The 22,022-nt window shown below is 55.4% G+C and carries 22 protein-coding genes; 11 read left to right on the plus strand and 11 right to left on the minus strand.

All coding sequences use genetic code 11. The features are described 5' to 3' along the window. Nucleotides 1-151 precede the first annotated feature (151 nt). The 8 genes from JSS75_11660 (at nucleotide 152) to bamA (ending at nucleotide 9,447) form a co-directional block, all read left to right on the plus strand. A complete protein-coding gene (locus JSS75_11660) occupies nucleotides 152-1,222 on the plus strand; it encodes a M42 family peptidase (GenBank protein ID MBS1904353.1) in 1,071 nt (356 codons plus the stop codon). Between the two features lie 37 nt (nucleotides 1,223-1,259). Continuing rightward, complete coding sequence (locus JSS75_11665; protein ID MBS1904354.1) at nucleotides 1,260-1,970, plus strand: hypothetical protein; 711 nt, start codon at nucleotides 1,260-1,262, stop codon at nucleotides 1,968-1,970. A gap of 70 nt (nucleotides 1,971-2,040) precedes the next feature. Continuing rightward, on the plus strand, nucleotides 2,041-2,694 hold the full coding sequence (locus JSS75_11670; protein ID MBS1904355.1) for a DUF2059 domain-containing protein: 654 nt from the start codon (nucleotides 2,041-2,043) through the stop codon (nucleotides 2,692-2,694). Nucleotides 2,695-2,698: 4 nt separating this feature from the next. Then, nucleotides 2,699-3,511, plus strand: coding sequence for a glutamate racemase (locus JSS75_11675; protein ID MBS1904356.1), 813 nt, complete (start codon nucleotides 2,699-2,701; stop codon nucleotides 3,509-3,511). 59 nt (nucleotides 3,512-3,570) lie between these two features. After that, nucleotides 3,571-4,587, plus strand: a complete 1,017-nt coding sequence (gene floA / locus JSS75_11680) for a flotillin-like protein FloA (GenBank protein MBS1904357.1) — start codon at nucleotides 3,571-3,573, stop codon at nucleotides 4,585-4,587. Between the two features lie 81 nt (nucleotides 4,588-4,668). Then, nucleotides 4,669-6,024 carry a phosphoglucosamine mutase gene (glmM, locus tag JSS75_11685; GenBank protein MBS1904358.1) on the plus strand — a complete coding sequence of 452 codons (1,356 nt, stop codon included), beginning with the start codon at nucleotides 4,669-4,671 and terminating at the stop codon, nucleotides 6,022-6,024. 86 nt (nucleotides 6,025-6,110) lie between these two features. Then, entirely contained in the window at nucleotides 6,111-6,968 is an 858-nt protein-coding gene (locus tag JSS75_11690) for an isoprenyl transferase (GenBank protein ID MBS1904359.1), read from the plus strand. A 28-nt stretch (nucleotides 6,969-6,996) separates the two neighbouring features. After that, nucleotides 6,997-9,447 (plus strand): outer membrane protein assembly factor BamA, encoded by a 2,451-nt coding sequence (gene bamA, locus JSS75_11695; protein MBS1904360.1) that lies wholly within the window; start codon nucleotides 6,997-6,999, stop codon nucleotides 9,445-9,447. A 77-nt stretch (nucleotides 9,448-9,524) separates the two neighbouring features. Here the strand turns inward: bamA and JSS75_11700 are convergent, their stop codons facing one another. Beyond that, a complete protein-coding gene (locus JSS75_11700; protein MBS1904361.1) occupies nucleotides 9,525-10,295 on the minus strand; it encodes a hypothetical protein in 771 nt (256 codons plus the stop codon). Between the two features lie 241 nt (nucleotides 10,296-10,536). Between JSS75_11700 and JSS75_11705 the strand changes: the two genes are divergently transcribed. Then, nucleotides 10,537-11,040 carry a DUF2127 domain-containing protein gene (locus tag JSS75_11705; GenBank protein MBS1904362.1) on the plus strand — a complete coding sequence of 168 codons (504 nt, stop codon included), beginning with the start codon at nucleotides 10,537-10,539 and terminating at the stop codon, nucleotides 11,038-11,040. 111 nt (nucleotides 11,041-11,151) lie between these two features. On the opposite strand, the gene JSS75_11710 is transcribed toward JSS75_11705, so the two are convergent. The 4 genes from JSS75_11710 to JSS75_11725 form a co-directional block, all read right to left on the minus strand. Then, nucleotides 11,152-11,964, minus strand: coding sequence for a TlpA family protein disulfide reductase (locus JSS75_11710; protein MBS1904363.1), 813 nt, complete (start codon nucleotides 11,962-11,964; stop codon nucleotides 11,152-11,154). 615 nt (nucleotides 11,965-12,579) lie between these two features. Beyond that, nucleotides 12,580-13,191 (minus strand): hypothetical protein, encoded by a 612-nt coding sequence (locus JSS75_11715; GenBank protein ID MBS1904364.1) that lies wholly within the window; start codon nucleotides 13,189-13,191, stop codon nucleotides 12,580-12,582. Between the two features lie 188 nt (nucleotides 13,192-13,379). Continuing rightward, entirely contained in the window at nucleotides 13,380-13,661 is a 282-nt protein-coding gene (locus JSS75_11720) for a hypothetical protein (protein ID MBS1904365.1), read from the minus strand. 238 nt (nucleotides 13,662-13,899) lie between these two features. After that, nucleotides 13,900-14,742: a fumarylacetoacetate hydrolase family protein gene (locus JSS75_11725; GenBank protein MBS1904366.1), complete on the minus strand. Its 843-nt coding sequence runs from the start codon at nucleotides 14,740-14,742 to the stop codon at nucleotides 13,900-13,902. 240 nt (nucleotides 14,743-14,982) lie between these two features. Here JSS75_11725 and JSS75_11730 point away from each other — a divergent pair, with 240 nt between their 5' ends. Both JSS75_11730 and JSS75_11735 read left to right on the plus strand, forming a co-directional pair. Further along, nucleotides 14,983-15,483 (plus strand): hypothetical protein, encoded by a 501-nt coding sequence (locus JSS75_11730; protein MBS1904367.1) that lies wholly within the window; start codon nucleotides 14,983-14,985, stop codon nucleotides 15,481-15,483. Beyond that, nucleotides 15,480-16,400, plus strand: a complete 921-nt coding sequence (locus JSS75_11735) for a DMT family transporter (GenBank protein ID MBS1904368.1) — start codon at nucleotides 15,480-15,482, stop codon at nucleotides 16,398-16,400. Before JSS75_11730 ends, JSS75_11735 begins: the two co-directional genes overlap by 4 nt. Here JSS75_11735 and JSS75_11740 read toward each other — a convergent pair. From JSS75_11740 to pstC, 6 genes are all read right to left on the minus strand, one after another. Further along, nucleotides 16,344-17,336: an inorganic phosphate transporter gene (locus tag JSS75_11740; protein ID MBS1904369.1), complete on the minus strand. Its 993-nt coding sequence runs from the start codon at nucleotides 17,334-17,336 to the stop codon at nucleotides 16,344-16,346. The two genes, JSS75_11735 and JSS75_11740, sit on opposite strands and share 57 nt — an antisense overlap. A gap of 17 nt (nucleotides 17,337-17,353) precedes the next feature. Then, entirely contained in the window at nucleotides 17,354-18,007 is a 654-nt protein-coding gene (locus JSS75_11745) for a DUF47 domain-containing protein (protein MBS1904370.1), read from the minus strand. Nucleotides 18,008-18,132: 125 nt separating this feature from the next. Continuing rightward, the gene (gene phoU, locus JSS75_11750) at nucleotides 18,133-18,837 is read right to left on the minus strand and encodes a phosphate signaling complex protein PhoU (protein ID MBS1904371.1); all 705 of its coding nucleotides are present in this window, start codon (nucleotides 18,835-18,837) and stop codon (nucleotides 18,133-18,135) included. A gap of 7 nt (nucleotides 18,838-18,844) precedes the next feature. Then, complete coding sequence (locus JSS75_11755) at nucleotides 18,845-19,678, minus strand: phosphate ABC transporter ATP-binding protein (protein MBS1904372.1); 834 nt, start codon at nucleotides 19,676-19,678, stop codon at nucleotides 18,845-18,847. A 32-nt stretch (nucleotides 19,679-19,710) separates the two neighbouring features. After that, nucleotides 19,711-20,670 (minus strand): phosphate ABC transporter permease PstA, encoded by a 960-nt coding sequence (pstA, locus tag JSS75_11760; protein MBS1904373.1) that lies wholly within the window; start codon nucleotides 20,668-20,670, stop codon nucleotides 19,711-19,713. Beyond that, nucleotides 20,630-21,925, minus strand: coding sequence for a phosphate ABC transporter permease subunit PstC (gene pstC / locus JSS75_11765; protein ID MBS1904374.1), 1,296 nt, complete (start codon nucleotides 21,923-21,925; stop codon nucleotides 20,630-20,632). The genes pstA and pstC overlap by 41 nt, the downstream gene beginning before the upstream one ends. Nucleotides 21,926-22,022 lie beyond the last annotated feature (97 nt).

Raw genomic sequence — 22,022 nt, forward strand, 5'->3', positions numbered from 1 at the left:
ATATACTATATAATTAGTATATCCGTTGAATGAAATTCGAGCTTCTGAGTGGGGTGGTAGCGGCTGCCAGGAGTTTCAGCTCGCGCGGATGGGCGAATCTCTCGGGGCCGAATATCGTTGTTTTGCGTTCATCAATTCGAATTTCTGACCTATGACCCAATCCCAAGAGCAATTCTTGCAGACGCTGATCGAGACGCCGGGCGTTTCGAACTATGAAGAGAACGTTCAGGCCCTCTGGCGCGACGCCGTCCGACCGTATTCCGATTCGATCGAGGTCGTCGGGCACGGTAACAATATCGCCACGCTCAAAGGGACCGACGATATCTCGGTGCTCATCGTGGGTCATGCCGACGAGATCGGCCTGGTCATCCGCTACATCACGAGCGACGGGTTTTTGTACGTCTCGCGCGTCGGTGGCGTCGATCCGGCGATCCTGCCCTCGCATCGAATCCGTATTTTTTCGTCGAAGACAGGCGGCATCGTCAACGGCGTTGTCGGCCGCACGGCACCGCATCACATGAAGGACGGCGCAGGCGATAAGAAGATCACCTATACCGACGTCTGGATTGACATCGGCGCGAAGAACAAAGAAGAAGCAGAGAAGTATGTTGCCATCGGCGACGTCGCGATCTACGGAGAAGGCTACAACCGACTGATCGACACGCGTGCGACCGCACGCTGCTTCGACAACCGGATCGGCATCTATATCGTCGCCGAAGTGATGAAGAACTTGCACGCACGACGCAAGGAGCTCAAGGCGACCGTGTACGGCGTCAGCTCGATCCAGGAAGAGACGGGTGTGTGGGGCGCCGGTCAAGCTGGGTATCATCTCAACCCGACGCTTGCCGTCGCGCTCGACGTGACGCCGGCGACCGATTCGCCAGGCATTTCGAAAGAGTTGTGGGGACAGGTTGACGTCTCGAAGGGCGCTGTCATCTCGCGCGGCATTCGCAACAACCGCAAGATCAGCGACCTGATGATCAAAGTCGCCACCGACAAGAAGATCCCCTATCAGATCGAAGTGGATAACGGTTACACCTCCACCGATGCCGACCCGATCAGCCAGGCACGCTCGGGCATTCCGATCAATGTGCTCAGCCCGGCGACGCGCTACCTGCATTCGTCGGTCGAAGTACTCGACCTCGATGATATCGATCACTGCGTGAATCTGCTGACCGAGTTCATCCTGAGCCTCAAGGGCGGCATGGATTTCAGACCGTAATATTCACTCCACCACATACTACTATCGGGAGCAACCTATGGCACGCCAACGATCGTGGCAGATCATTGTTCTGGTCGTCGCCCTCGTTGCGATCGTTCTTCTGCTGTGGCTTAAGAGTAACGGGCCGAAACGAACGGTACCCCTCGCTTCGTCATCGGCTGCTGCTTTTCACGGAATTCCGCCCGAAGGAAGCGGTGGCGATCCGGAGCTGAATCGGCACAAGAATCGGTGGAGCGAACCGGCATCGTACACCGACATGAGCGTACCACAGATTATCGCATTCGATCATTCGGCGCTCGACGATGCCGGGCGCAAACAGCGTTCGAACTGGAGCGCAACCGCAACTGCACAAGCGGCGAAATATGAGCAAATGGGCGTTCGTGTCGAGGGCTACTTGGTTGCTGCAAAGCAATCGGGTGCCGAGAGCTGCAACGGGGAAAGCGAGACGTATCGTGACGACCACTTATGGCTCGCTGCTTCGGCTGACGATCAGAAACGCGATGGACTCGTCGTCGAGGTCACCCCCTACTGGAACGAGAGACACCCGGAGTGGGATCTCAAAACGCTCACTCGCCTTGCTCGCGAACACACACGAATCCGTGTGAGCGGATGGATACTGTGGGACGAAGAGCACGCCGACGAAGTCGGGAAGTCTCGAGGCTCGCAGTGGGAAATTCATCCGATTACCCGGATCGAGGTTGCCCAGGGCAACGGATGGCAATTGCTCTCCGCAGAGAATCCATTGTAAGGCGCTCGTACAGATAGTAACTTTGCCCTGTAGTTTCTCGTTAGAAGTAGCTCTAAATCAAACGTATTGTATGAACCGTAGTATAGTATTCATCCTCGTTCTTTCTGCGATCGGCGCACGTCTGGTCGCACAGCCCGCAGCCCCGGGAATGGTCCCCGGTCGGTCGTTGGAGCTCACTGCAACGAAGCAATCGTATAAAGACAGTGCTGAGTTTGCAAAGGTCTTTAAAGAGATCTTCCCCATCGTCGGACCGAAAAAGACGGTACAGGAAGATGCGAAAGAGTATCTCGCTCGCATGTCGCGTTCGTTCACCGTGCAAGGCATCGATAGTGTCAAAGCCGACAGTGTTGCATTGATTGGCCTGGATGCAGATGCATACCGAAAGATTTATTTCACTGCGTACCGCAGTAATCTCACTGCGATCGAATTAAAGAAATATCTTGACTTCGTCAAGACGCCGGAAGGCAAAAAGGTACTTTCCGTACTGCCGCAGCTCGAGCGGCTGGCGCAACAATCGAACTCGTATATCGCGCAACTGATCAACACGAATGTTTCACCACTGCGGCAAGAGGCATTCGAACGGATGCGTAAAGAGCGTCCGCCGACACAGCGCAACAAGGTGCCATCGCCGATCGGTGTCCCCGGCACACCAGGTGTGCCGCCGGGTGGAATGACGCCGCCCGAACCGCCGAGCCCGCCGATCGCTCCGCAGCCGAAACAATAATTCGATGAGCGCGAACACGATCGCTGTTTTCGATTCCGGTATTGGCGGGCTGACCGTCGTACGCGAGCTCTTCGCTCTGCTGCCGCACGAACGCATCGTGTATTTCGGCGACACGGCACGAGTCCCCTACGGTTCTCGCTCGCCTGAGATCATCCGCCGATACGCCCGCGAGGATACCGAGTTACTCCTGCAGCATAATCCGTCGCTGATCGTCGTTGCCTGCGGCACTGTCAGCTCGGTCGCTCTCGATGTGGTGCAAGAGACCGCTTCGGGTATCGATGTCATCGGGATGATCCCGGCCGCAAGCGCCGAAGCGCTCGCCGCAACTCGCAACGGCCGGATCGGCATCATCGGCACGGAGGCGACGATCGGTTCGAATGCCTATGGCGCCGAGATTCGGGCCAATGCGGGCAGCCGTCACATCGAGACATTTTCGCAAGCCTGCCCGCTCTTCGTCCCGATCGCCGAAGAAGGTTGGCAAGACCATCAAGCGGCGCGGCTCATCGCCGAAGAGTACTTGGCCCCGCTCAACGAGGTCGGCGTCGATACGCTGATCCTCGGTTGCACACATTATCCCGTACTGCGATCGGTGATCCAATCGGTGATGGGACCGAATGTGACGCTCGTCAACCCGGGCGCCGCGAGTGCGAAGATCGTGCAAAGCCGGGTAACACCTTCCGGCGATGCTCCTGCGGACCATGTGCTCATGGTCAGCGACATTCCCCGGAAGTTTCAGAGCGTCGGCGAGCGCTTCCTGGGATACGAGTTGCCTCCGGTTCGCCGCGTAGTCTATAAAGAGGCTTGGGTCGTTGCGTGAGGCGACAGGCGTTTCTTTCGTAGTTTTGTGCTACAATTTCACCCTCATCGGAGCGTTCTATGAATTCCATCAGCGGGCTGTCGATCGCGATCCTCATCGCAGGCTTCTTTTTTCTGATTTTTGTCCTGTATATGGTGCCGCTCGGCCTGTGGATCACAGCGGTTTCCTCCGGTGTGCGTGTGCGCATCTTCGGTGACCTCGTCGGCATGCGTTTTCGCAAAGTGCCGCCGGATCTGATCGTCCGCTCCAAGATCACCGCGCAGAAGGCAGGCATCCCGGCCGAGATCGGTCGGCTGGAAGCTCACTACATGGCCGGTGGCAATGTCGCAAAGGTCGTCAATGCGCTCATTAGTGCGCACAAAGCGAACATCGATCTTGACTTTGACCGCGCCGCTGCGATCGACCTCGCCGGTCGCGACGTACTCGAAGCCGTGAAGCTTTCGGTAAATCCAAAGGTGATCGAGACGCCCCCGGTTGCAGCAGTCGCGAAGAACGGCATTCAGGTGACCGCCGTCGCTCGCGTGACCATTCGCGCCAACATCGAGCGACTCGTCGGCGGCGCAGGCGAAGCGACCATCCTCGCACGCGTAGGCGAAGGCATCGTCACTACGATCGGTTCGAGCGAATCGCACAAGGAAGTACTCGAAAGCCCGGACAATATTTCCAAAACCGTGCTTAACAAGGGGCTCGATTCCGGCACGGCATACGAGATCCTCTCGATCGATATTGCCGACGTGGATATCGGACAAAACATCGGCGCAAAACTTCAGAGCGACCAGGCCGAAGCCGAGCTCAAGATCGCCCGTGCAAAGGCAGAAGAGCGTCGCGCTAGCGCGATTGCCTACGAGCAGGAAATGAAAGCCAAAGTTCAGGAAATGCGTGCTCGCGTCGTCGAGGCGGAAGCGCAAATCCCGATGGCGATGGCCGAAGCCTTCCGCGCCGGTCGACTTGGCGTGATGGACTATTACAATATGCAGAACGTCCAGTCCGACACCGCCATGCGCAAGGCGATCGCCGAAAGTTCGTCACCCGACATGGGCGCCATGGGCGGGACAACGACGACAGGGAATGCATAAGCAATTATGAGCCATGAACTATGGACTATGAAGCAGTCGTTTGATGATACTGCTTCATAGTTCATAGCTCATACCGACCCCGTGCTCATCCGCTCTATATCCGGCCTTCGAGGCATTACCGACGCTCCTGACGGACTCACCAACGAGACGATCATCGCCTATGCATCGTCGTTCGCGACCATGCTCGGCAATGCCGGCACTGTTGCGCTTGGCTTCGATGGCAGGCTCGGCGGCAAGCGCATCTACGAGTTGGTTGCCGAAACGCTGACCGTTTGCGGATGCGATGTCATTCTCCTCGGTATGGTCCCGACGCCGACCGTGATGTTCGCCGTCGAAAAGAACGAGGGCGTTCGCGGAGGCATCGCAGTCACCGCCAGCCACAATCCGCAAGAGTGGAATGGCATGAAGTTCATCGCCTCAACGGGGCTGTTCCTCGACAAAGCAGAGAACGAAACGCTGTGGTCGATCCTCGATAACCGCTCGTGGAAGAGCGATGCAACGCGCGGCACAATGCGAGACGGATCGGATGTCGTCGAGGCGCATATCGCAGCAGTGCTTGCGATGCCATCGCTTGCTCTGGATGCCATCGCAAGTAGAAAGCTTCGAGTCGTGCTTGATACCGTCAATGCAAGCGGCTCGTTCATTCAACAAGAATTGATCTCAAGACTTGGCGCTGCCGAAGTAATCGGTGTTGCGACCGACGGCTCAGGCCGCTTCCCGCATACACCGGAGCCAATCCCGCAAAATCTGACCACGCTCTGCAGCGCCGTTGTCGAGCATGGCGCGGATATCGGAATCGCGATCGACCCCGATGCCGACCGCTGCGTGCTCATCACCGAACAAGGTGAGCCGTTCATCGAAGAGAACACCATCGTACTCGCTGTCGAAGAAGTCTTGTCCGCCGCACCCGCAGGTCAGCACGTTGTGGTAAACCTCTCAACGACACGCGCAGTCGAAGACATTGCCGCGAAGTTCGGCGCTACGGTCCACCGCACACCCGTCGGTGAGATCAACGTGGCGAAGAAAATGCGCGAGGTCGGCGCCATCATTGGCGGCGAAGGTTCTGGCGGCGTTATCTACCCGGATGTTCACACCGGCCGTGACTCGCTCGTGGCCGTTGCGCTCGCACTGAGCAATCTGGCCCGCAGCGGGATGACGCTTTCTCAGAAACGCTCCGCACTGCCGCAGTATGAGATCGTCAAAGCGAAAATCACGCTTGCAAGCCAATCTGACGCCCTGCCTGTGATCGCTCGCATCAAAGCCGCAATGGCCCCGAACGCCACCGGCATCAACGAAGAAGACGGCCTGCGTATGGAGTTCGGCAACACCTGGCTCCACGTGCGCGCCTCCAACACCGAGCCGATCATGCGCATCATCGCCGAGGCCCCGACCAAGGCGGAGGCCGAGGCACTTATAGCGCGGGCTCAGGCGGCCTGAACGTGGCCCGAAATTTCCCCGAATCATTTAGGCTCGTTTTGGCGTAGGCAGGCGTTATTACGAGCGGCGTGGCAATTCTACGGAATATATTCAAACCAGGCGAGTATGAGCAGACTCCGGCGGACAAGCAAGTCCAGCAGGAGCTGATCTCGCGCGGCCGTATTCCGGAGCACGTCGCAATTATCATGGATGGCAACGGCCGCTGGGCCGAGGAGCGCAAATTCCCTCGCGCTGTGGGCCACCAAGCAGGGATTGCGAGCGTCCGGGATATCACCCGTTCGGCCAGAGAACTTGGGATCCGCTACGTAACGCTCTATGCGTTCAGCACCGAGAACTGGCGCCGGCCCCGCAAGGAAGTCGCGATGCTCATGCGGCTGCTGCGCAAGATGCTGCACGAGGAGATTGAGGAGATGCTCCAGAACGGGGTGCGGCTCACGACCATCGGCCAGACCAACGCGCTGCCGCCGGAGGTCCAGAAGGATCTCTACGACGCCATCGAACGCACGTCCGGCAATAACCGCCTTACTCTCACGCTTGCGCTTTCGTATTCCGGCCGCTGGGATCTGGTACGGGCCATGCAACTGATGGCGCTCGATATTCGTCGTGGCAAACTCTCACCCGAAGATGTCAACGACGGCTTGGTAAAGTCGTATCTGACGACAGCCGAGATGCCGGACCCGGACCTGATGATCCGCACATCCGGCGAAATGCGACTCTCGAATTTCTTGCTCTGGGAGATGGCGTATAGCGAGATCCACATCACCAAAGTGTTCTGGCCCGATTTTCGTCGCGAACATCTCTATGAGGCGATTCGCGATTACCAGAGCCGCGAACGTCGATACGGGATGACCGGCGCGCAACTCAAAGCGAAGGACGACGTACCGGCCGAACATGCGTCCTACATCAAACAGATCGTCGGTGCCCTGACGAAAGGGAAACCGTAACATCGAGATCAGCCAGCCGATTGTACGAATGAAGCTTCTTCACCGCAAACTCACGTATCTACGCTTGAATCCGTCGTTGCGTCTTTTGTTTGTGCTCTTAGTCTGCGCCCTGAGCCTTGGCTCCGCACGCCTCGCGAATGCACAACAAGTGCCACACGATCAGGAATACACGATCCTCGGTATTTCGGTCGAAGGCAATCGTTCGGGCGATGCAAGCACGATCATCGCGCAGAGCCAGTTGCGCAAAGGTGCGAAGTTCACGATGCCGAGCGACGATATTCGCAAAGCGATCGATCGTCTGTGGGCTCAAAATCTCTATAGCGACGTGCACGTCCTCGCCCAGAAGGTAATCGCGCAGGCAGACGGCACGCCCGGAGTGTATCTGGTAATCAAAGTCACCGAATTCCCACGTATCGATTCCGTTGTCGTCGAAGGCAACAAGCATCTTTCGCGAACGGATATCGACAAGGCATACGCATTCTACAAGAATGAGTTCATGCGCCCGTGGGATATCCAAACCGCGAAGAACCGCATCAAAGCGGCGTATGTGAAAGATGGCTATAACTTCGTACAGATCTCGGACGAAGTCGAGCAGAAGGCCGATGACAAAGTATGGCTGCATCTGAAGATCGACGAAGGAACGGAAGTCACGATCAAACACATCGACTTCACCGGCAATACGCTCGTCAGCTCCGGTGATCTGCGCGGCAGCTTTGACGACACACACGAAAAGCCGTGGTGGAATATTTTCCGCAGCGGTTCGTTCGACGAACGCAAGTATGCCGACGACAAACAGAAGCTGCTGGCGTACTACCGTTCGCGTGGGTTCCGAGATGCTGCCATCCTCTCGGATTCAATCTGGGTGACCAACGGCTCCAACCTGAATATCCTCGTGCATGTGTACGAAGGTCCGTTGTATTACCTTCGCAATATCGCGATCGTCGGCAACGAAGTCTTCACCGACGACGAGGTCCGTCGTGCAGTCGGATTCAAGAAGGGCGACATCTACAACCTCGAGAAATTCCAGCTCAACCTGAAGGGGCCAACCGCCGACTTTAACGACGTCGGTTCACTCTACTACGATCGCGGATACCTTGCGAATATCGTCCCCGAGGAGATCGTGGTCCCGGGTGATTCCGTCGATGTGACGGTTCGCATTCAGGAAGGCAAACGACACTACTTCCGCAATATCGATATTGCAGGCAACACGAAGACCAAGGACTATGTGATCCGCCGCGAACTCTATACACGGCCGGGCGATCCGTTCAGCCGCTCGGCGATCATCCGTTCGCTTCGTCAGCTTGCACAGCTCAATTATTTCAACCAGGAGAAGCTCCAACCCGATGTAAAGCCGGTACCTGACGCAACGGCATTCGACGTCACGTACAATGTCGAAGAGAAATCGAGCGATACGTTCAATGCGTCGATCGGCTACGGCGGCGCACTCGGGCTGACAGGCTCGATCGGTGTGTCGTTCAACAATTTCGATATTGCCGATCCGTTACACGGTGGTGCTGGTCAGATATTCTCGGTTTCCGCAGAGTTCGGCCAGCTCAGCTACCGCACACTGTCGTTGTCGTTCAGCGAACCGTGGCTCTTCCAGGAGCCGACATCGCTCGGCTTTACGATCTACAATACACAGAGTAATGTGTATTACGAACAGCGTTCGACCGGCGCAACGATCTCAGTCGGCCGCCGTTTCCGTTGGCCGGATGATTTCTTCCGAGGCGATTGGTCAATCTCGGCAGCACATACCGATATCGTCAACGGCGGCGGATACTATGCGACCGGTATCCACGACGAGCTCGCCCTTCAACAAGTAATCTCTCGTAATTCTGTGGACGACCCGCTCTTCCCGGGCTCCGGCTCCGAGTTCTCGTTCCTGACCAGACTTGCGTTGCTGCCTCTGAAATCCGTCGCGCCGAACCAACCGGCGAACTACTACCGTCTTGGTCTGACAATGAAATTTTACCAGACGCTCTTCGGCTTCAACGCCACGAATAAGTTCGTCTTCGCAACGACCGGGGAAATCGGCCAGCTCGGCGATGTGACGGGTTCGCCGTTCGTACCGCCGCAGGAGCGCTTCGTTATGGGTGGCTCAGGCCTGACAAGCGGCTTCTATACGATCCCGTTGCGTGGCTATGACGATGCCAGCATCGGCACGCAGCATGCATCCGGCAATACATACGCACAAGGCGGGAACGCGTATATGCGTTTTGCCGCGGAGCTTCGCTTCCAGGTAGCTCGCGAACCGATCCCGTTGTTCCTGCTCGTCTTTGGCGAGGCCGGCGACGTATGGGGCAGTTTCTCGCAGGCAGATCCGTTCAACCTCAAACGTTCACTCGGCGTCGGCGCACGATTGCAGGTACCTGCAGTCGGGCTCATCGGCCTCGATCTCGGATACGGATTCGACAACGTGACTCCGTTCGGCGCGCCGAGCGGCTATCACACCCACTTCCAGTTCGGGAAGTTCTTCTAAGTTCGTTCGTGCGCAAAGCAGACGGCCGCTGTCACCAAGTGACAGCGGCCGTTTCTGTGTCTATGCATTCCCCTCGTTCAGAATTTGGACCAAACTGTGATCGCTGTCCGCAACGCTGCGTCGATGAGCGGACGGTTTGCCGGATCGCGCGGGTCGAGTGCGAAGCCGATGACTTTGAACAAATACACCGGATCGAGCCGCAATACCAGCATGTGTTCCGAGCCTCCCGAGAGCGTGATGGCCGGATTGAACCGCCAAGTCAGGTTCGCCGTAACCTTCGAGTAGTACGTGAACGGGCTCTTTACTGCGCCATTCCATACATATCCGCTGATCACGATCGTGTACGGGTCCGGCGCCTGAAAGAGCGCGGAGGAATCGTCCACATCGAGATCGTTGTGTTCGTCGTGATCGCGATCGAATTTATGGATCTCGAATTTGATACGGTCGTATGTCCCCGGCGTGATCGCGGTGGTCGTGAGCAGCCGTGCACCGGCCGAGTCGTACACGACGACGAACGGACCGAATCGGAGCGTTTCGTCATGATCGTCGGCGAGCGAGTCGTTCTCTTCGTGATGGAGTTTGATATCGCGGATCACATAGCGTGCGCTGGTGATCTCGAGCGAATCGACGACCATGCCGTGGAATCCTTGTGGCGTGGATTTATCCCACGGGGTGACCGATTCGGGCGTTACACGCGATGTTGCAAGCTGCGATTCGACGTTCATCATGGAATGGTTCGTATCCGGCGGCACCGTCGTGTTCGAACAACCGATGATCGTACTGACGAGAACGAGACAAAAAACGCACGAGGCGATGTAGCGGGGAAGGGTGTGAGTGGTGCTGTACATACAAGCTCCTTTCTTTTGTGATTGGATACTGTTGTACGTCTGGTGCGAGTATTAATACACTATGAAAACAACGTGCCAAACCATGCAAGTTGTGACATTTCAACGCGCTCCCACTCTACACCAATTGGGTCCCCAATGACCCGAAGGATATGATTGTAGAGTTTGGACTACGAAAGTGACTCATCAGTGCAACAACGGGGCTTTGGACCGCTCCCTGTCGTGCGGCAGTATTTTTGTATGTATGTCAGCACCGCACCCGGCACGAACATTTGTCGATCGCGCATTTCGCATCAGCCTGTTTATCAAGGCGTTTGACGGGACGCTGCAACTGATCGGCGGATCACTCCTTTTCTTTGTCGAGCCGCAGGAGTTGGGTCGATGGATGAACTTCCTGACACGGCACCTCATCTCCGACAACCCCAATAACGTCATCGCCCACTGGCTGCATCATCAGGCCGAAACGCTCTCAGTCGATACGACGCTGCTCGTAAGCCTCTATATGCTCAGTCATGGGGTGATCAAACTTGGGTTGGTGTACGGGCTGCTGCGTGAGAAGCTGTGGGTCTTCCCGTTCGCATTCGTGGGCTTCGGTGCGATCCTCTCGATCGAGATCTACCGCATCCTCTTCCACTTCTTCTGGGGCGTCTGCATCCTCATGGCCTTCGACACCTTTGTGCTGACGATGGTGATATTGGAGTACCAGAAGCTAAGGCGTGAGAATCCGAATCGCCTGAGTAACAGGTAACATAGTAACAACCGTATGGTCACCGTTGCTGCAGTATGTTTCTGCTCATCTACGGCCTTCAAAAAGATGCTGGAAGTTGCAGGGTAATTTCACCCAGAAGAGTAAATCGATTTACTCCTTCAGTAGGCGTTCAACGAAGTTGGCTATGACAATTTCTGTTGAACCATGAAGAAAACCATGAAGAATCTTTCGAACACGCTTGTTGCCATCAAGTATGACGAATGTCGGATATTCGTGGATACCACAGCGTGATGTTACCTCAGGATCCACAAAATACGTTGGGAATGTCCGGCCGAATCGCTCAGAGAACCGCGAGAAAGTCACAGGAGAGGTTCTATCGGATCGATTGGGATCCACGCCTACAATGTCAACCGAACGATTACGATAGGTTTCTTTGAGAGCCGAAATGGGTTTCATCGATTCGATGCATGGCACGCAACTCATATGCCACACCTCAACGATAACGGCCTTGGAATTGGGATTGAAGAGGTTTACTGTATCCCCGTGATTATTTAATGCGGATTGAATGGGGAAATGGTCTCCGACCGACAACTCGGCGATACCGCGATTATCTGTAACGGAGCCTTGCCGGCTGTATATCTGGAATCCGGAATCCCGCTGCAACTGATGCAAATACGCCTTTGCGTCTTCGACAATGGTCGTATCCGGCAGCATTGAGTAAGCCCCGTTAAGGACGGCTTGTTGCTCGCTTTCAACTCCAAAGCCGTTGTACTCTCGCTGTTCAAATTGAGAGCATTGCATGGAGCCCGGTGAGATGATATACGATCTGCACAGCGAGTCAAAATGCAGGGGGCCTGTATCATCAGACCGTTGAGTTGGGTACTGCACGAGGAAACACCGTCCACAACTGCCAACCGTGTCGAAGACCGTCAGATGAATATTGCTATCCTCCAAATCTGACACTAGTTGGTTAGGAATTCCGAGGGTGGATCTCAAGAACATATTCCATCTAGGATCAAGAACTTCCATTGGCGAGCGGGGCAATATTTCGATCGTCTTGTCGGCAGTTCTGATGGCGTACAGTGTATCCGGGAGATACACATATTCATACCGGTCCCCACTAGTCAAGTACTGCTTTGTGATAAAGACGAACCCCTGCCTCAACGTAGAGTAGCGAAGATCACACCGACGGATAATCGTGTCGTCCCGCAACGCCATCTTTATTCGAACCTCAAAGACAGCAAAGCCGGATCGTATGCTGTCATTGGCTGTAATGAGACGGTCTCGCGCTGATGCAAGACCCGCGACTCTGTGTGATTGTGTATTGCCTCGACTCGCTAACAGAAATGAGGGGAGGGCGACACACAGCAGCAATCTGAGCCCCACCGTTCTCGTCAGAGAGCTGAAACACATAGAATGTATCCTCTTCGCTTTGTAGTCCCCCATAGGGTGGCAATCAATTTGTCGCTATACTCCGAAGAGCAATCTCTACTAGAGCCTGTACAAGATGGCGACCAGATGTGAATTGAATTGGTTCCCTATGGGATGTTTTTCAATGTTGCGGACTGTTCACACACGTCAGTATTTCGTCCCATTGTACCAAAGATTACTTGCTTTCAGTACTAGGTAACTAAATGGCCCGTAGACTACTGAGTACCCGTCATTATTATGTGCAATAATGTATGACTGAGGGGCGCATTCACCATCTGCGTCCATACAAGTCCCATCACATTCCGGCCAGACAATAACAACGAAACCCATATCGAGAATACGGTAGATCACGCGACAAACATCACCTTCCGGATGCCAAGGATTGCATCTGCAATGAATTGCACCCGAGCCTCCGAGTCCGCTATAGATTGGTTTGGCTCCTGAAGAAGTGTCGAACGGTACATAGTAGTATTTCTGACCATTATTGGGGATGACAAAAGTTATACTGTCTGTACCCCACTGTGTCACAATGGATGTGTCAGCAATCCCTAGTCGATATCCATCGCCCATGGACAAAGGAGCGCCAGTAGTTACAATTGAGTATTCAGTATCGTTCAGTTGGGTTATTGCCATTATCGACGAGGACGTACTAGAGATTTGTGCCCGTAGCGTGTCGGCCCCTATCGCAACCGTAGGTGAGCCAATGGCGGCAATACAAAGGACTACTGCAAATAGAATCATCTTGACAAGCGTGTTCATAGTGGTATACATATAATGGCGACAGTCATGCAGAACATGGGGATCACCCCTGAACGGTCTCCAGTTCATGAATTGATTGTTGGCTTGATGAAGGATTCGACCCGACTCCAGGATCGCTTCTTGTGCAAAGTTATACATCATCTCCTGAAATCGTACTCACGATTTCTCACGATTCCTCACAGAACCTCTCACAAATTCTTTAAAAGTTCATGCAGAAGGAAGGTTTCGAGATGCTGACCGGATGTAAGTCCTAGTTTCTTCCGAATTCTTGAGCGATGACTTTCGACTGCGTGTTCATCTATACCAAGCCGTGCACCGATCTCCCATGAGCGACGCCCCTGAAGAATGTGCGCGCATACCCTGATCTGTGCAAGGGTAAGTACCGGATAGCGTTGGCAGAGTTGACGAACAAGCGCTTCGAATTCAACGTCTGTGTTCTTCCGCGCCACGGGTGCGGAATCCACCAGCATTGACCCAAGAGGCGTTGGCCTTACTACGCTCTCAGCCTTACGTACTGCTATTGAACTTTCTGTGTGTGTGTGGGGGGGGGGGTAACCCTCTCCTCAGCATTCGGAACGACCAGATTCTCCATACCGACCAAGAATATCTCTAATGTTAGAATAATACAGGCAAGGTCCCGGCCCAATTTCTTATAAACACCAGGAATTCACAGAGACCAACATTTGTCGGAACAAAAAATTCCAGGGGCTACTTCGCCGCCGCGACCCGATTCGTCAGGTCACCAAGCAGATCGATCGAGCAGGTGACCTCGTCGCCGATGCCAAGCCAGCGGTTGTCGTAGACCTTCGATCCGTTGAGCTCGAGGAAACAACCGGTGCCGACTGTGCCGGAGCCGATAACGTCGCCTGGGTACAATGTAACGCCGTAGCTGGCGCGTTCGATGATCTGCGCGAACGTCCAGGTCATGTCCTTAAGGTTGCCGCGCGAGACTTCCTCGGTACCGACGCGACAGGTCATCGTCAGATCGTACCGTTCACCGACGGGGCTCGTGATGCGACGCGGTGCGAGTTCATCCCGGGTGACGAGATACGGACCGATCGCCGTTGCAAAGTCTTTCCCTTTCGCGGGTCCGAGCGAGAGCTTCATCTCTTCCATTTGCAGATACCGAGCGCTCCAGTCGTTCATGACCATGTAACCGAAGATGTAATCGTCGGCCTCGGATGCTTTGACATTACGGCACTCCTTCCCAATAACGATACACGCTTCGAGTTCAAAGTCGAGCTTCTTCAAATGCTCGGGCATCACCTCCATCGGTCCGGGACCGATCACGGCCTGATGATTCGTGAAGTAGAACACCGGGAAGAGGTCGAACTCGGGGATCATCTCTACACCGCGGTTACGTCGCGCAGCTTCGACGTGCTGACGGAATGCGTAGCCATCACGCATCGACGTCGGGCGCGGAACGGGCGCAAGCAGTTCGGTATCCTTCACCGAACCGACGCGTACGCCGAGTGATTGCAGTTCGTCGTCGGTCTTGGACATGCACCAGGCGAAGACATCCTTCGCAGCGGCGGTGGCTGCATCGCCCATAGCGAGAAACGTAATGATATCCGACGGCAGCGTGGTCGCACCGTTGACATTGTGGTAGAACGCATACACGAGCGATGCCTGCTCGACGTCGACGATACTCTCGCCGATCACGAGACCGAGCCTACCCTTCGGCGAGAACGGCAGTTCGATGCGCCGATGCGTCGGGTCCAGCGAGATCCGACCTTTGACGAACTCGACAAACTCCGGCGATCCCTTCGGGGTGTAGCTAACCTGCTTGGTATGCGTAACGAACTTCATGGTGGTATTAGTATAGAATGCAAAAATACGTCGGAAGACGATTCGGGCGATCAGGATTGCACGGGAGCAAAAGAAACCCGAATCGTGGTTCTCTTCGGCATGAAGAATATCGCATTGCTCATCCTCGTCGCGATCACGTTCACCGCTTGCTCCAAAAAGAGCGACGATCCCTCGCACGCCAATGACTCGCTGCTGACCAAACCGATGAGTGTTCCTGCAGTCGTACAGCCACCGCCGACTGCCAGTGACTCGGGGCTTGTCATCGACCGTTCGCGGTTACGCACACCCGAACACCAGAAACTGCTGGCCCGCTTTCAGCCTATGGACGTGGTGAACATCTACCACGACTTCAAACCATTGCGAAAAGAAAGTACTCCGCAGTCGCAAATCGACGAATTCCTGACGAAAAAGAAGATTACACTCGATGAGTTGAAGGCAGTACTCGAAGAGGGCGACCGCCTCGGCTGGAACAACGCACGATGAGCAGCGATATCCGTCGCGGCTCGTTTCTGGTCATCCTGGCAGCATTGCTCTGGAGTACCGGTGGACTCTTCATCAAGTCAGTATCGATCGACGGCTACGGCGTGTCGTTGTGGCGAAGTTCGTTCGCTGCGCTGACGCTCTACGCGGTCTATCGCCGCGAATACCGATCACAGCTCGTCGCACATCGGTCGTTGTGGCTCAGCGGCCGTACACTGGTGATGGGCTTGGTCTATGCAGGGCTCCTGATCCTCTTCGTCCTGGCAACAAAGCATACCACGAGCGCAAACGCAATCTTCCTCCAATACACCGCACCGATCTACGTCTTGTTCTTCGAACCGATCATCTCGAAGACCAAGCTCAAGCGAACGGACATCCTGAGTGTTACGATTACGGTCGCAGCAATGGCCTTGTTCTTCGTTGGGAAGTTCGATACGTCGTCCGTGCTCGGCAATGTGCTCGCATTAGCTAGTGGGGTGTTCTTTGCGGCGTATGCATTGCTGCTCAAGCATGAGCAGACCGACGAGGCGATGCGGTGGCAATCGGTCATCGTGGGTCATGGTATCATCGTAGCGCTGAGCGCCATTATGTGGGCAACAGGCAACTCGAACCCAACCCCACAGAGTGCGACCGAGGTTGCGGAGCTTGCATTTCTTGGCATCTTCCAGATCGGGTTAGCCTATACGCTGTTCACGAAGGGCATACACTACATTCGTGCGCTTGATGCATTACTACTCTCGATGCTCGAGCCCGTACTGAATCCGGTGTGGGTATATTTCGGAATCGGCGAGACGCCGACGATCTACGCCATCGTCGGCGGACTGGTCATACTCTCGGTTTCTGCGTACCGAACGTGGAGCGAATCAGCGGCCGCCCAGGATCTCGATAATGTAGTAGGTACCGCCGGCGATCGCGGCTGAGGCCGGAATCGTCAGCACCCATGCCCAAACAATACGCGTCGCAACGCCCCATCGCACTGCCGACGGGCGCTTCGTAGAACCGACACCGACGATGGCACCGGTAATGGTGTGGGTCGTCGAGACCGGAATGCCTGCAGCGGCAGAACCGAGGAGCGTGACCGCTGCTGCTGCTTCGGCCGAGAACCCACCGATCGGCTTTAAGGCCGTAATGCGCATACCCATTGTCTTCACGATTCGCCATCCGCCGGAAAGCGTCCCGAGTCCGATCGCCGCATGCGCCGCAAGAATGACCCACATCGGGATATCGAATGTCGGGATCAGTTTGTTCGCAAACAACACACCGGCAATGATACCCATCGTCTTCTGGGCGTCGTTCGTCCCGTGACCGAGTGAGTATGCCGCAGCACTAAAGAGCTGTCCCCGACGGAACCACTTGTCCACCGCAAACGGGGAGCGCTTGCGATTGAGCCACGACACCCCGACCATAATGAAGAACCCAAGCACCATCCCGATCAGCGGAGAAAGGACGATGAACAATAGTGTCTTGATCCAACCGCCGGCAATTATGACCGAGAGCGTACCGGCCTTTGCAACTGCCGCACCGGCATAGCCGCCAATGAGCGCATGCGACGAGCTCGTCGGCAAGCCGAACCACCACGTCAACAGATCCCAGACGATCGCGCCAGCCAAACCGGCAAGGATGACATACGACGTCACGACGGAGATGTCGATCATCCCCGAGCCGATCGTCTTTGCAACACCGGTCCCGAAGCCGAACGCGGCGACGAAGTTAAAGAATGCCGCCCACAGCACCGCTTGACCGGGAGTGAGCACGCGCGTTGATACAACTGTGGCGATCGAGTTCGCGGCATCGTGGAAGCCGTTGATGTAGTCGAAGCACAGAGCGATCGCAATGACAATAATGACGAGCGTCATACGTACCTCGGATCGGATTAGGCGTACTTGATGACGACGGTTTCGATCAGGTTGGCCACATGCTCGCACTTATCGATGGCCTCTTCGATATCGCTCAGGATTTCCTTGAGCTTGATGAGCATGATCGGATCTTTCTGTTCGCGGAAGAGCCGTGCGATGGCATTATGGTAAATGTCGTCGCCTGCGTTCTCGCAGGTATTGATGTGTTCGCATAGCGACTTGATCGTATCGACATGCTCGCTGCGAAGATCGGACAGCAGAGGCACGACCGTCCCGAGATCCTTCACCGCCATCAAGAGCGTATCGGTGAGGTCGCGGAAGTCGTTCGGGAATGTGTTCACCTCATACAATACCGTACGAAGCGCGACGTCCTCCATGAGGTCGAGGATATCGTCGAGTCGTGCGGCAAGCGCATGAATATCTTCGCGGTCGATCGGCGTGATGAACGTCTGCGAGACGTCGTTGAAGATCTCATGGGTGATCAGGTCGCCGCGATGTTCGGCATCCTCGATCTGCGAGATCAGAACCTTTCGCTCCGATTCACTTTGCGCATCGAGAAGCTTACGCAAGTTTTCCGCTGCCGATTGAATGTTGCCAACATTCGTGGTGAACAGATCGAAGAACCGGTTCTCCTTGGGCAGGAGCTTTCTGATGAACGACGAGAATGCCATATATTAAGAAATTGCAAGAGAAGTATTACCACAAAATTACCTCATTTCACGGCCAACTGCAAGAAAACGGCAATAAAAAAGGCGGCAAAATTGCCGCCTTTTGAATATGACAGATTGCGCTAAGTCTATTCAGAACGGTCGGTTACCGTCTCCTGCGATTGATGTTTGAGCATTCGAGCCTCGACGATAAAGATTACGTCCTCGGCGATATTTGTCGCATGGTCGGCAAGCCGCTCGACATGGCGCAGCAACCCCATCGCATGTGCGCCCGGCTCGACGAGCAACGGGTCGGATTTCATCTCGGTGATCAGGAGGTCGAAGGCACGGTGAGCAATCTTATCGATAGATGCCTCGCGCTCGAAAAGCGAGCGTGCGAGATCGACATCGCTATTGATGAACGAATCGAACGCGAAGCGAAACATCCGATGCGATTCCTGTAGCATCGTCTTCAGACCGACTCGATCGAGCAGGTCGTAATAGCCGTCGAGCACCGATGCGCGCTCGGCGATATTGACGGCGATATCGCCGATGCGCTCGAATTCGGAGTCAAGCCGCATCGCTGCGATCAGTGTGCGCAGATCGGTCGCGACCGGTTGCGTGAGTGCGAGGATACGCTGGCAGAGCGCATCGACCATCAAATCGTACTCGTTCACGCGAGCCTCGCGTTTGACAACGAATCGTGCGGCCTCTTCTTCTGCCGTCAGCACGGCCTGTGTCGCCAGTTCGATCTGTTCGTCGACAAGCGACCCCATGCGAATGAGGAGTGCGCGTAGTTTTGCGATCTCGTCTTCGAAATGTCGATGGATACGGGGTGTTTGAATATTCTCCATAATGGTATTAACCAAATCGTCCGGTAATGTAGTCTTCTGTTTGCTTTTTCTCGGGCTGCGTGAACATCATTCGGGTCTCGCCGACTTCGATCAGCTCGCCGAGATAGAAGAATGCGGTCAGGTCGCTGACACGCGCCGCCTGTTGCATGTTGTGCGTCACGATCACGATCGTGTAGTCTTTTTTCAGCTCGAAGATCAACTCTTCGATCTTCGCAGTGCTGATTGGGTCGAGTGCGCTTGCAGGCTCGTCCATCAAGAGTACTTCCGGATTCGTCGCGAGCGCTCGCGCAATACAGAGTCGCTGCTGCTGGCCGCCGGATAACCCAAGCGCCGAGTTATGAAGTCGGTCTTTTACTTCATCCCACAGCGCAGCACCCCGGAGGCTTTTTTCCACGGTCTCGTTGAGCACCCCTTTGTTCTTCTCGCCGAGGATCTTCGGTCCGTAGGCGATATTTTCCCAGATGGACTTGGGAAACGGATTCGACTTCTGGAAGACCATCCCGACGCGCTTGCGAAGCTCGACGACATCGAGACGATCGTCGTAGATATTTACACCGTCGATAATGACCTCGCCGTCGACACGGCAGCCGACGATGGTGTCGTTCATCCGGTTTAGCGTCCGCAGGTATGTCGATTTGCCGCACCCCGACGGACCGATGAATGCGGTTACGCGGTTCGTCGGAATATCGAGCGAGACGTTGTTCAACGCTTGCTTCTCGCCGTAGTACAAGTTCAGTCCCTTCGTCGAGACCTTGATAGGATGTCGGATACTCATAGGTTCGTGTTCGTCGGTATCGATGGCCGGGCGTGTCGAAACACGCGTGTGCTGGCCAGTTGTCATTTCTTCTAACATACGGTTTGTCCGATTATATCTCAGCCATGTTGTGCGTTGCTGCGAATGCGCGAGCGAAGCACGACGGCGATAATATTTAGCGAGAACGTGAGCCCCAAGAGCACAAGCGTCGTCGCATATTGCAGCGGGATCGTCTTATCGACGTTCGCCGACTGTGTTGCAAGCACGTAGATATGATATCCGAGGTGCATGAACTGCTGTGAGAGCGCATGCGGCACTTCCGGCAGGAAGAACGCTGCACCGGTAAACAAAATTGGTGCAACTTCGCCGGCACCTCGGCTGATCGCGAGGATCATACCGGTGAGAATACCGGAAAGCGAACTCGGGATCACGATCTTTCTGATGGTCTGCATCCGCGTTGCCCCGAGTGCGAGCGACGCATCTCGCCAATCGCGCGGCACCGTACGGATCGCTTCTTCGACCGAGACGATTACTACCGGCATCGTGAGCAGCCCCATCGTCATCGACGCCCATAGAATGTTGGGTTGCCCCCAGACGAGCGTCCCTGGGTTCGCGACGGAGTCGATCCCCTTCCCGATAAACTGAACGAAGAAGCCGAGACCGAAGAGGCCGAACACGATCGATGGGATCGACGCAAGCGTATTGACCGCAAAGCGAATCGCTCGCGCAAAGATCGACGTCGGACTCGCAAATTCGGAGAGATAGATTGCCGTGATCGTCCCGAGCGGAACGGCCATCACGGACATGAGCAGTGTCATGAGCACCGTACCGACGATCGCAGGGAAAATACCGCCTTCCATCATCCCTTCGCGCGGAGCCTGCGTGAGGAATTCCCACGAGAGCGTGCTCCAACCGCCGATGACGATGGAGACGACGATTGTCACGACAATCGCAACGATCACGAGCGCAGCCGCGCCCGTCACTCCGCCTGCCAGGCTGCCCGCCACACGCTTGCGCAGCGAATCCTGACCGAGCAGACTACCGCCCCTGGATGCGTTTAATGAGACGCTTACGGACATAGAATTCTACAAGTGCATTGAGTGAAAATGTAAACACGAACAGCAAAGCGCCGATCAAAAAGAGTACTGTGTAGTGCTGATCGCCGAAGACGACCTCTGCCATTTCCGCGCCGATGGTCGCTGCAAACGTACGAATCGGCTCGAACGGGTTGGCACTCGTGATCGATGCATTTCCGGTTGCCATGAGCGCGATCATTGTTTCGCCGAATGCTCGGCCAAACCCGAGAATGATCGCAGCGAATACACCGGGAATCGCCGACGGCAAGACTACACGAAATGCGGTCTGCCATTTCGATGCCCCCAGCGCCGTGCTTGCATCGCGCAGTGCCTGCGGAACGGCCGTCAGCGCATCTTCGCTGATCGTGTAGATGATCGGGATGATCGCAAAACTCATCGCGATGCCACCGACAAATGCGTTGAGCCGGAATTGATATCCGAACGCATCCTGCAGCAGCGTTGCCATCACCATCAACGCAAAGAAACCGACGACCACACTCGGAAAGCCGGCCAATAGTTCGATCACCGGCTTCAATATTTCGCGTGCCCATTTGGGGGCGAAGGTGCTCGTAAAAAGTGCAGCGAGGATCGCAAGCGGGGCCCCGAACAGAATCGAAAGAAGCGTTACTTTCAGCGTACCGACAAACAACGGGACGAAACCGAACTTCGGTACCGTCGAGACCGGCTGCCAGATATCTCCGAAGAATAGCGACGAAAAGGTTGTCGCTTCCTCTTTTGCGATCGAATCGCGGCGTTCGCGAGCGACCGCACTATCGGCCTCGATCTTCGCTTGCGCCAGCGAGAGCGAATCGACGCCACTCACACCGACCGGGCCACTGGCGACGGAGTCTTTCTTCTGAACCTGTGATCCTTTCTGCCCCGGAATCGAGGGTATCCCCTTCTCGTCGGCAAAAGGATCGAAGACTTCCTGCTCGACCTGACCGCCTTCTGTAGTAGTATATACTTTCTCTGGTGAATGTACTGACGTGTCACTTTTCGATGTTGCAGCAACAGGCTGCTTCTTCTTTTTTACAGGAGCCTTCGCTACAGTATCGCTAACTAATGGCTTGCTCGGAAGCACTTCTTCCTTCGGTTTCTCTGCCGGCGAGCTGTCATCCGCAAGCGGATCATAGACCTCTTGTTCGACCGCGCCGCCGTTCTTCGTCAGCTTGACCTTCTTACCGCTGGCATCTTCTTTGATTGCAATATCGGTCCCTTTGATGCCTTCTTTTGATTTGATCACGCCGACCGTTTTCATCTGCGCGAACGTCGTATCGGTCGAAGCGGATACGGAGATGGGAGCAGTGTTCCTATGGGCGGAAGTGTCTGTCGCAACGACTGGCGCGTCGGGTTTG

It is taken from the genome of Bacteroidota bacterium, assembly GCA_018266755.1.
GTDB lineage: Bacteria > Bacteroidota > Ignavibacteria > Palsa-1295 > Palsa-1295 > JAFDZW01.

Coding starts and splice junctions, on each gene's coding strand:
- JSS75_11745 (MBS1904370.1), bottom strand. CDS start 18,007: ATGGCATTCTCGTCGTTCATCAGAAAGCTCCTGCCCAAGGAGAACCGG.
- JSS75_11675 (MBS1904356.1), top strand. CDS start 2,699: ATGAGCGCGAACACGATCGCTGTTTTCGATTCCGGTATTGGCGGGCTG.
- pstC (MBS1904374.1), bottom strand. CDS start 21,925: ATGAAAACGGTCGGCGTGATCAAATCAAAAGAAGGCATCAAAGGGACC.
- JSS75_11730 (MBS1904367.1), top strand. CDS start 14,983: ATGCGTAACGAACTTCATGGTGGTATTAGTATAGAATGCAAAAATACG.
- JSS75_11755 (MBS1904372.1), bottom strand. CDS start 19,678: ATGACAACTGGCCAGCACACGCGTGTTTCGACACGCCCGGCCATCGAT.
- JSS75_11735 (MBS1904368.1), top strand. CDS start 15,480: ATGAGCAGCGATATCCGTCGCGGCTCGTTTCTGGTCATCCTGGCAGCA.
- JSS75_11720 (MBS1904365.1), bottom strand. CDS start 13,661: ATGCTGGTGGATTCCGCACCCGTGGCGCGGAAGAACACAGACGTTGAA.
- JSS75_11705 (MBS1904362.1), top strand. CDS start 10,537: ATGTCAGCACCGCACCCGGCACGAACATTTGTCGATCGCGCATTTCGC.
- JSS75_11670 (MBS1904355.1), top strand. CDS start 2,041: ATGAACCGTAGTATAGTATTCATCCTCGTTCTTTCTGCGATCGGCGCA.
- JSS75_11700 (MBS1904361.1), bottom strand. CDS start 10,295: ATGTACAGCACCACTCACACCCTTCCCCGCTACATCGCCTCGTGCGTT.
- floA (MBS1904357.1), top strand. CDS start 3,571: ATGAATTCCATCAGCGGGCTGTCGATCGCGATCCTCATCGCAGGCTTC.
- JSS75_11715 (MBS1904364.1), bottom strand. CDS start 13,191: ATGAACACGCTTGTCAAGATGATTCTATTTGCAGTAGTCCTTTGTATT.
- JSS75_11660 (MBS1904353.1), top strand. CDS start 152: ATGACCCAATCCCAAGAGCAATTCTTGCAGACGCTGATCGAGACGCCG.
- JSS75_11725 (MBS1904366.1), bottom strand. CDS start 14,742: ATGGGCGATGCAGCCACCGCCGCTGCGAAGGATGTCTTCGCCTGGTGC.
- JSS75_11740 (MBS1904369.1), bottom strand. CDS start 17,336: ATGACGCTCGTCATTATTGTCATTGCGATCGCTCTGTGCTTCGACTAC.
- JSS75_11665 (MBS1904354.1), top strand. CDS start 1,260: ATGGCACGCCAACGATCGTGGCAGATCATTGTTCTGGTCGTCGCCCTC.
- pstA (MBS1904373.1), bottom strand. CDS start 20,670: ATGTCCGTAAGCGTCTCATTAAACGCATCCAGGGGCGGTAGTCTGCTC.
- bamA (MBS1904360.1), top strand. CDS start 6,997: ATGAAGCTTCTTCACCGCAAACTCACGTATCTACGCTTGAATCCGTCG.
- phoU (MBS1904371.1), bottom strand. CDS start 18,837: ATGGAGAATATTCAAACACCCCGTATCCATCGACATTTCGAAGACGAG.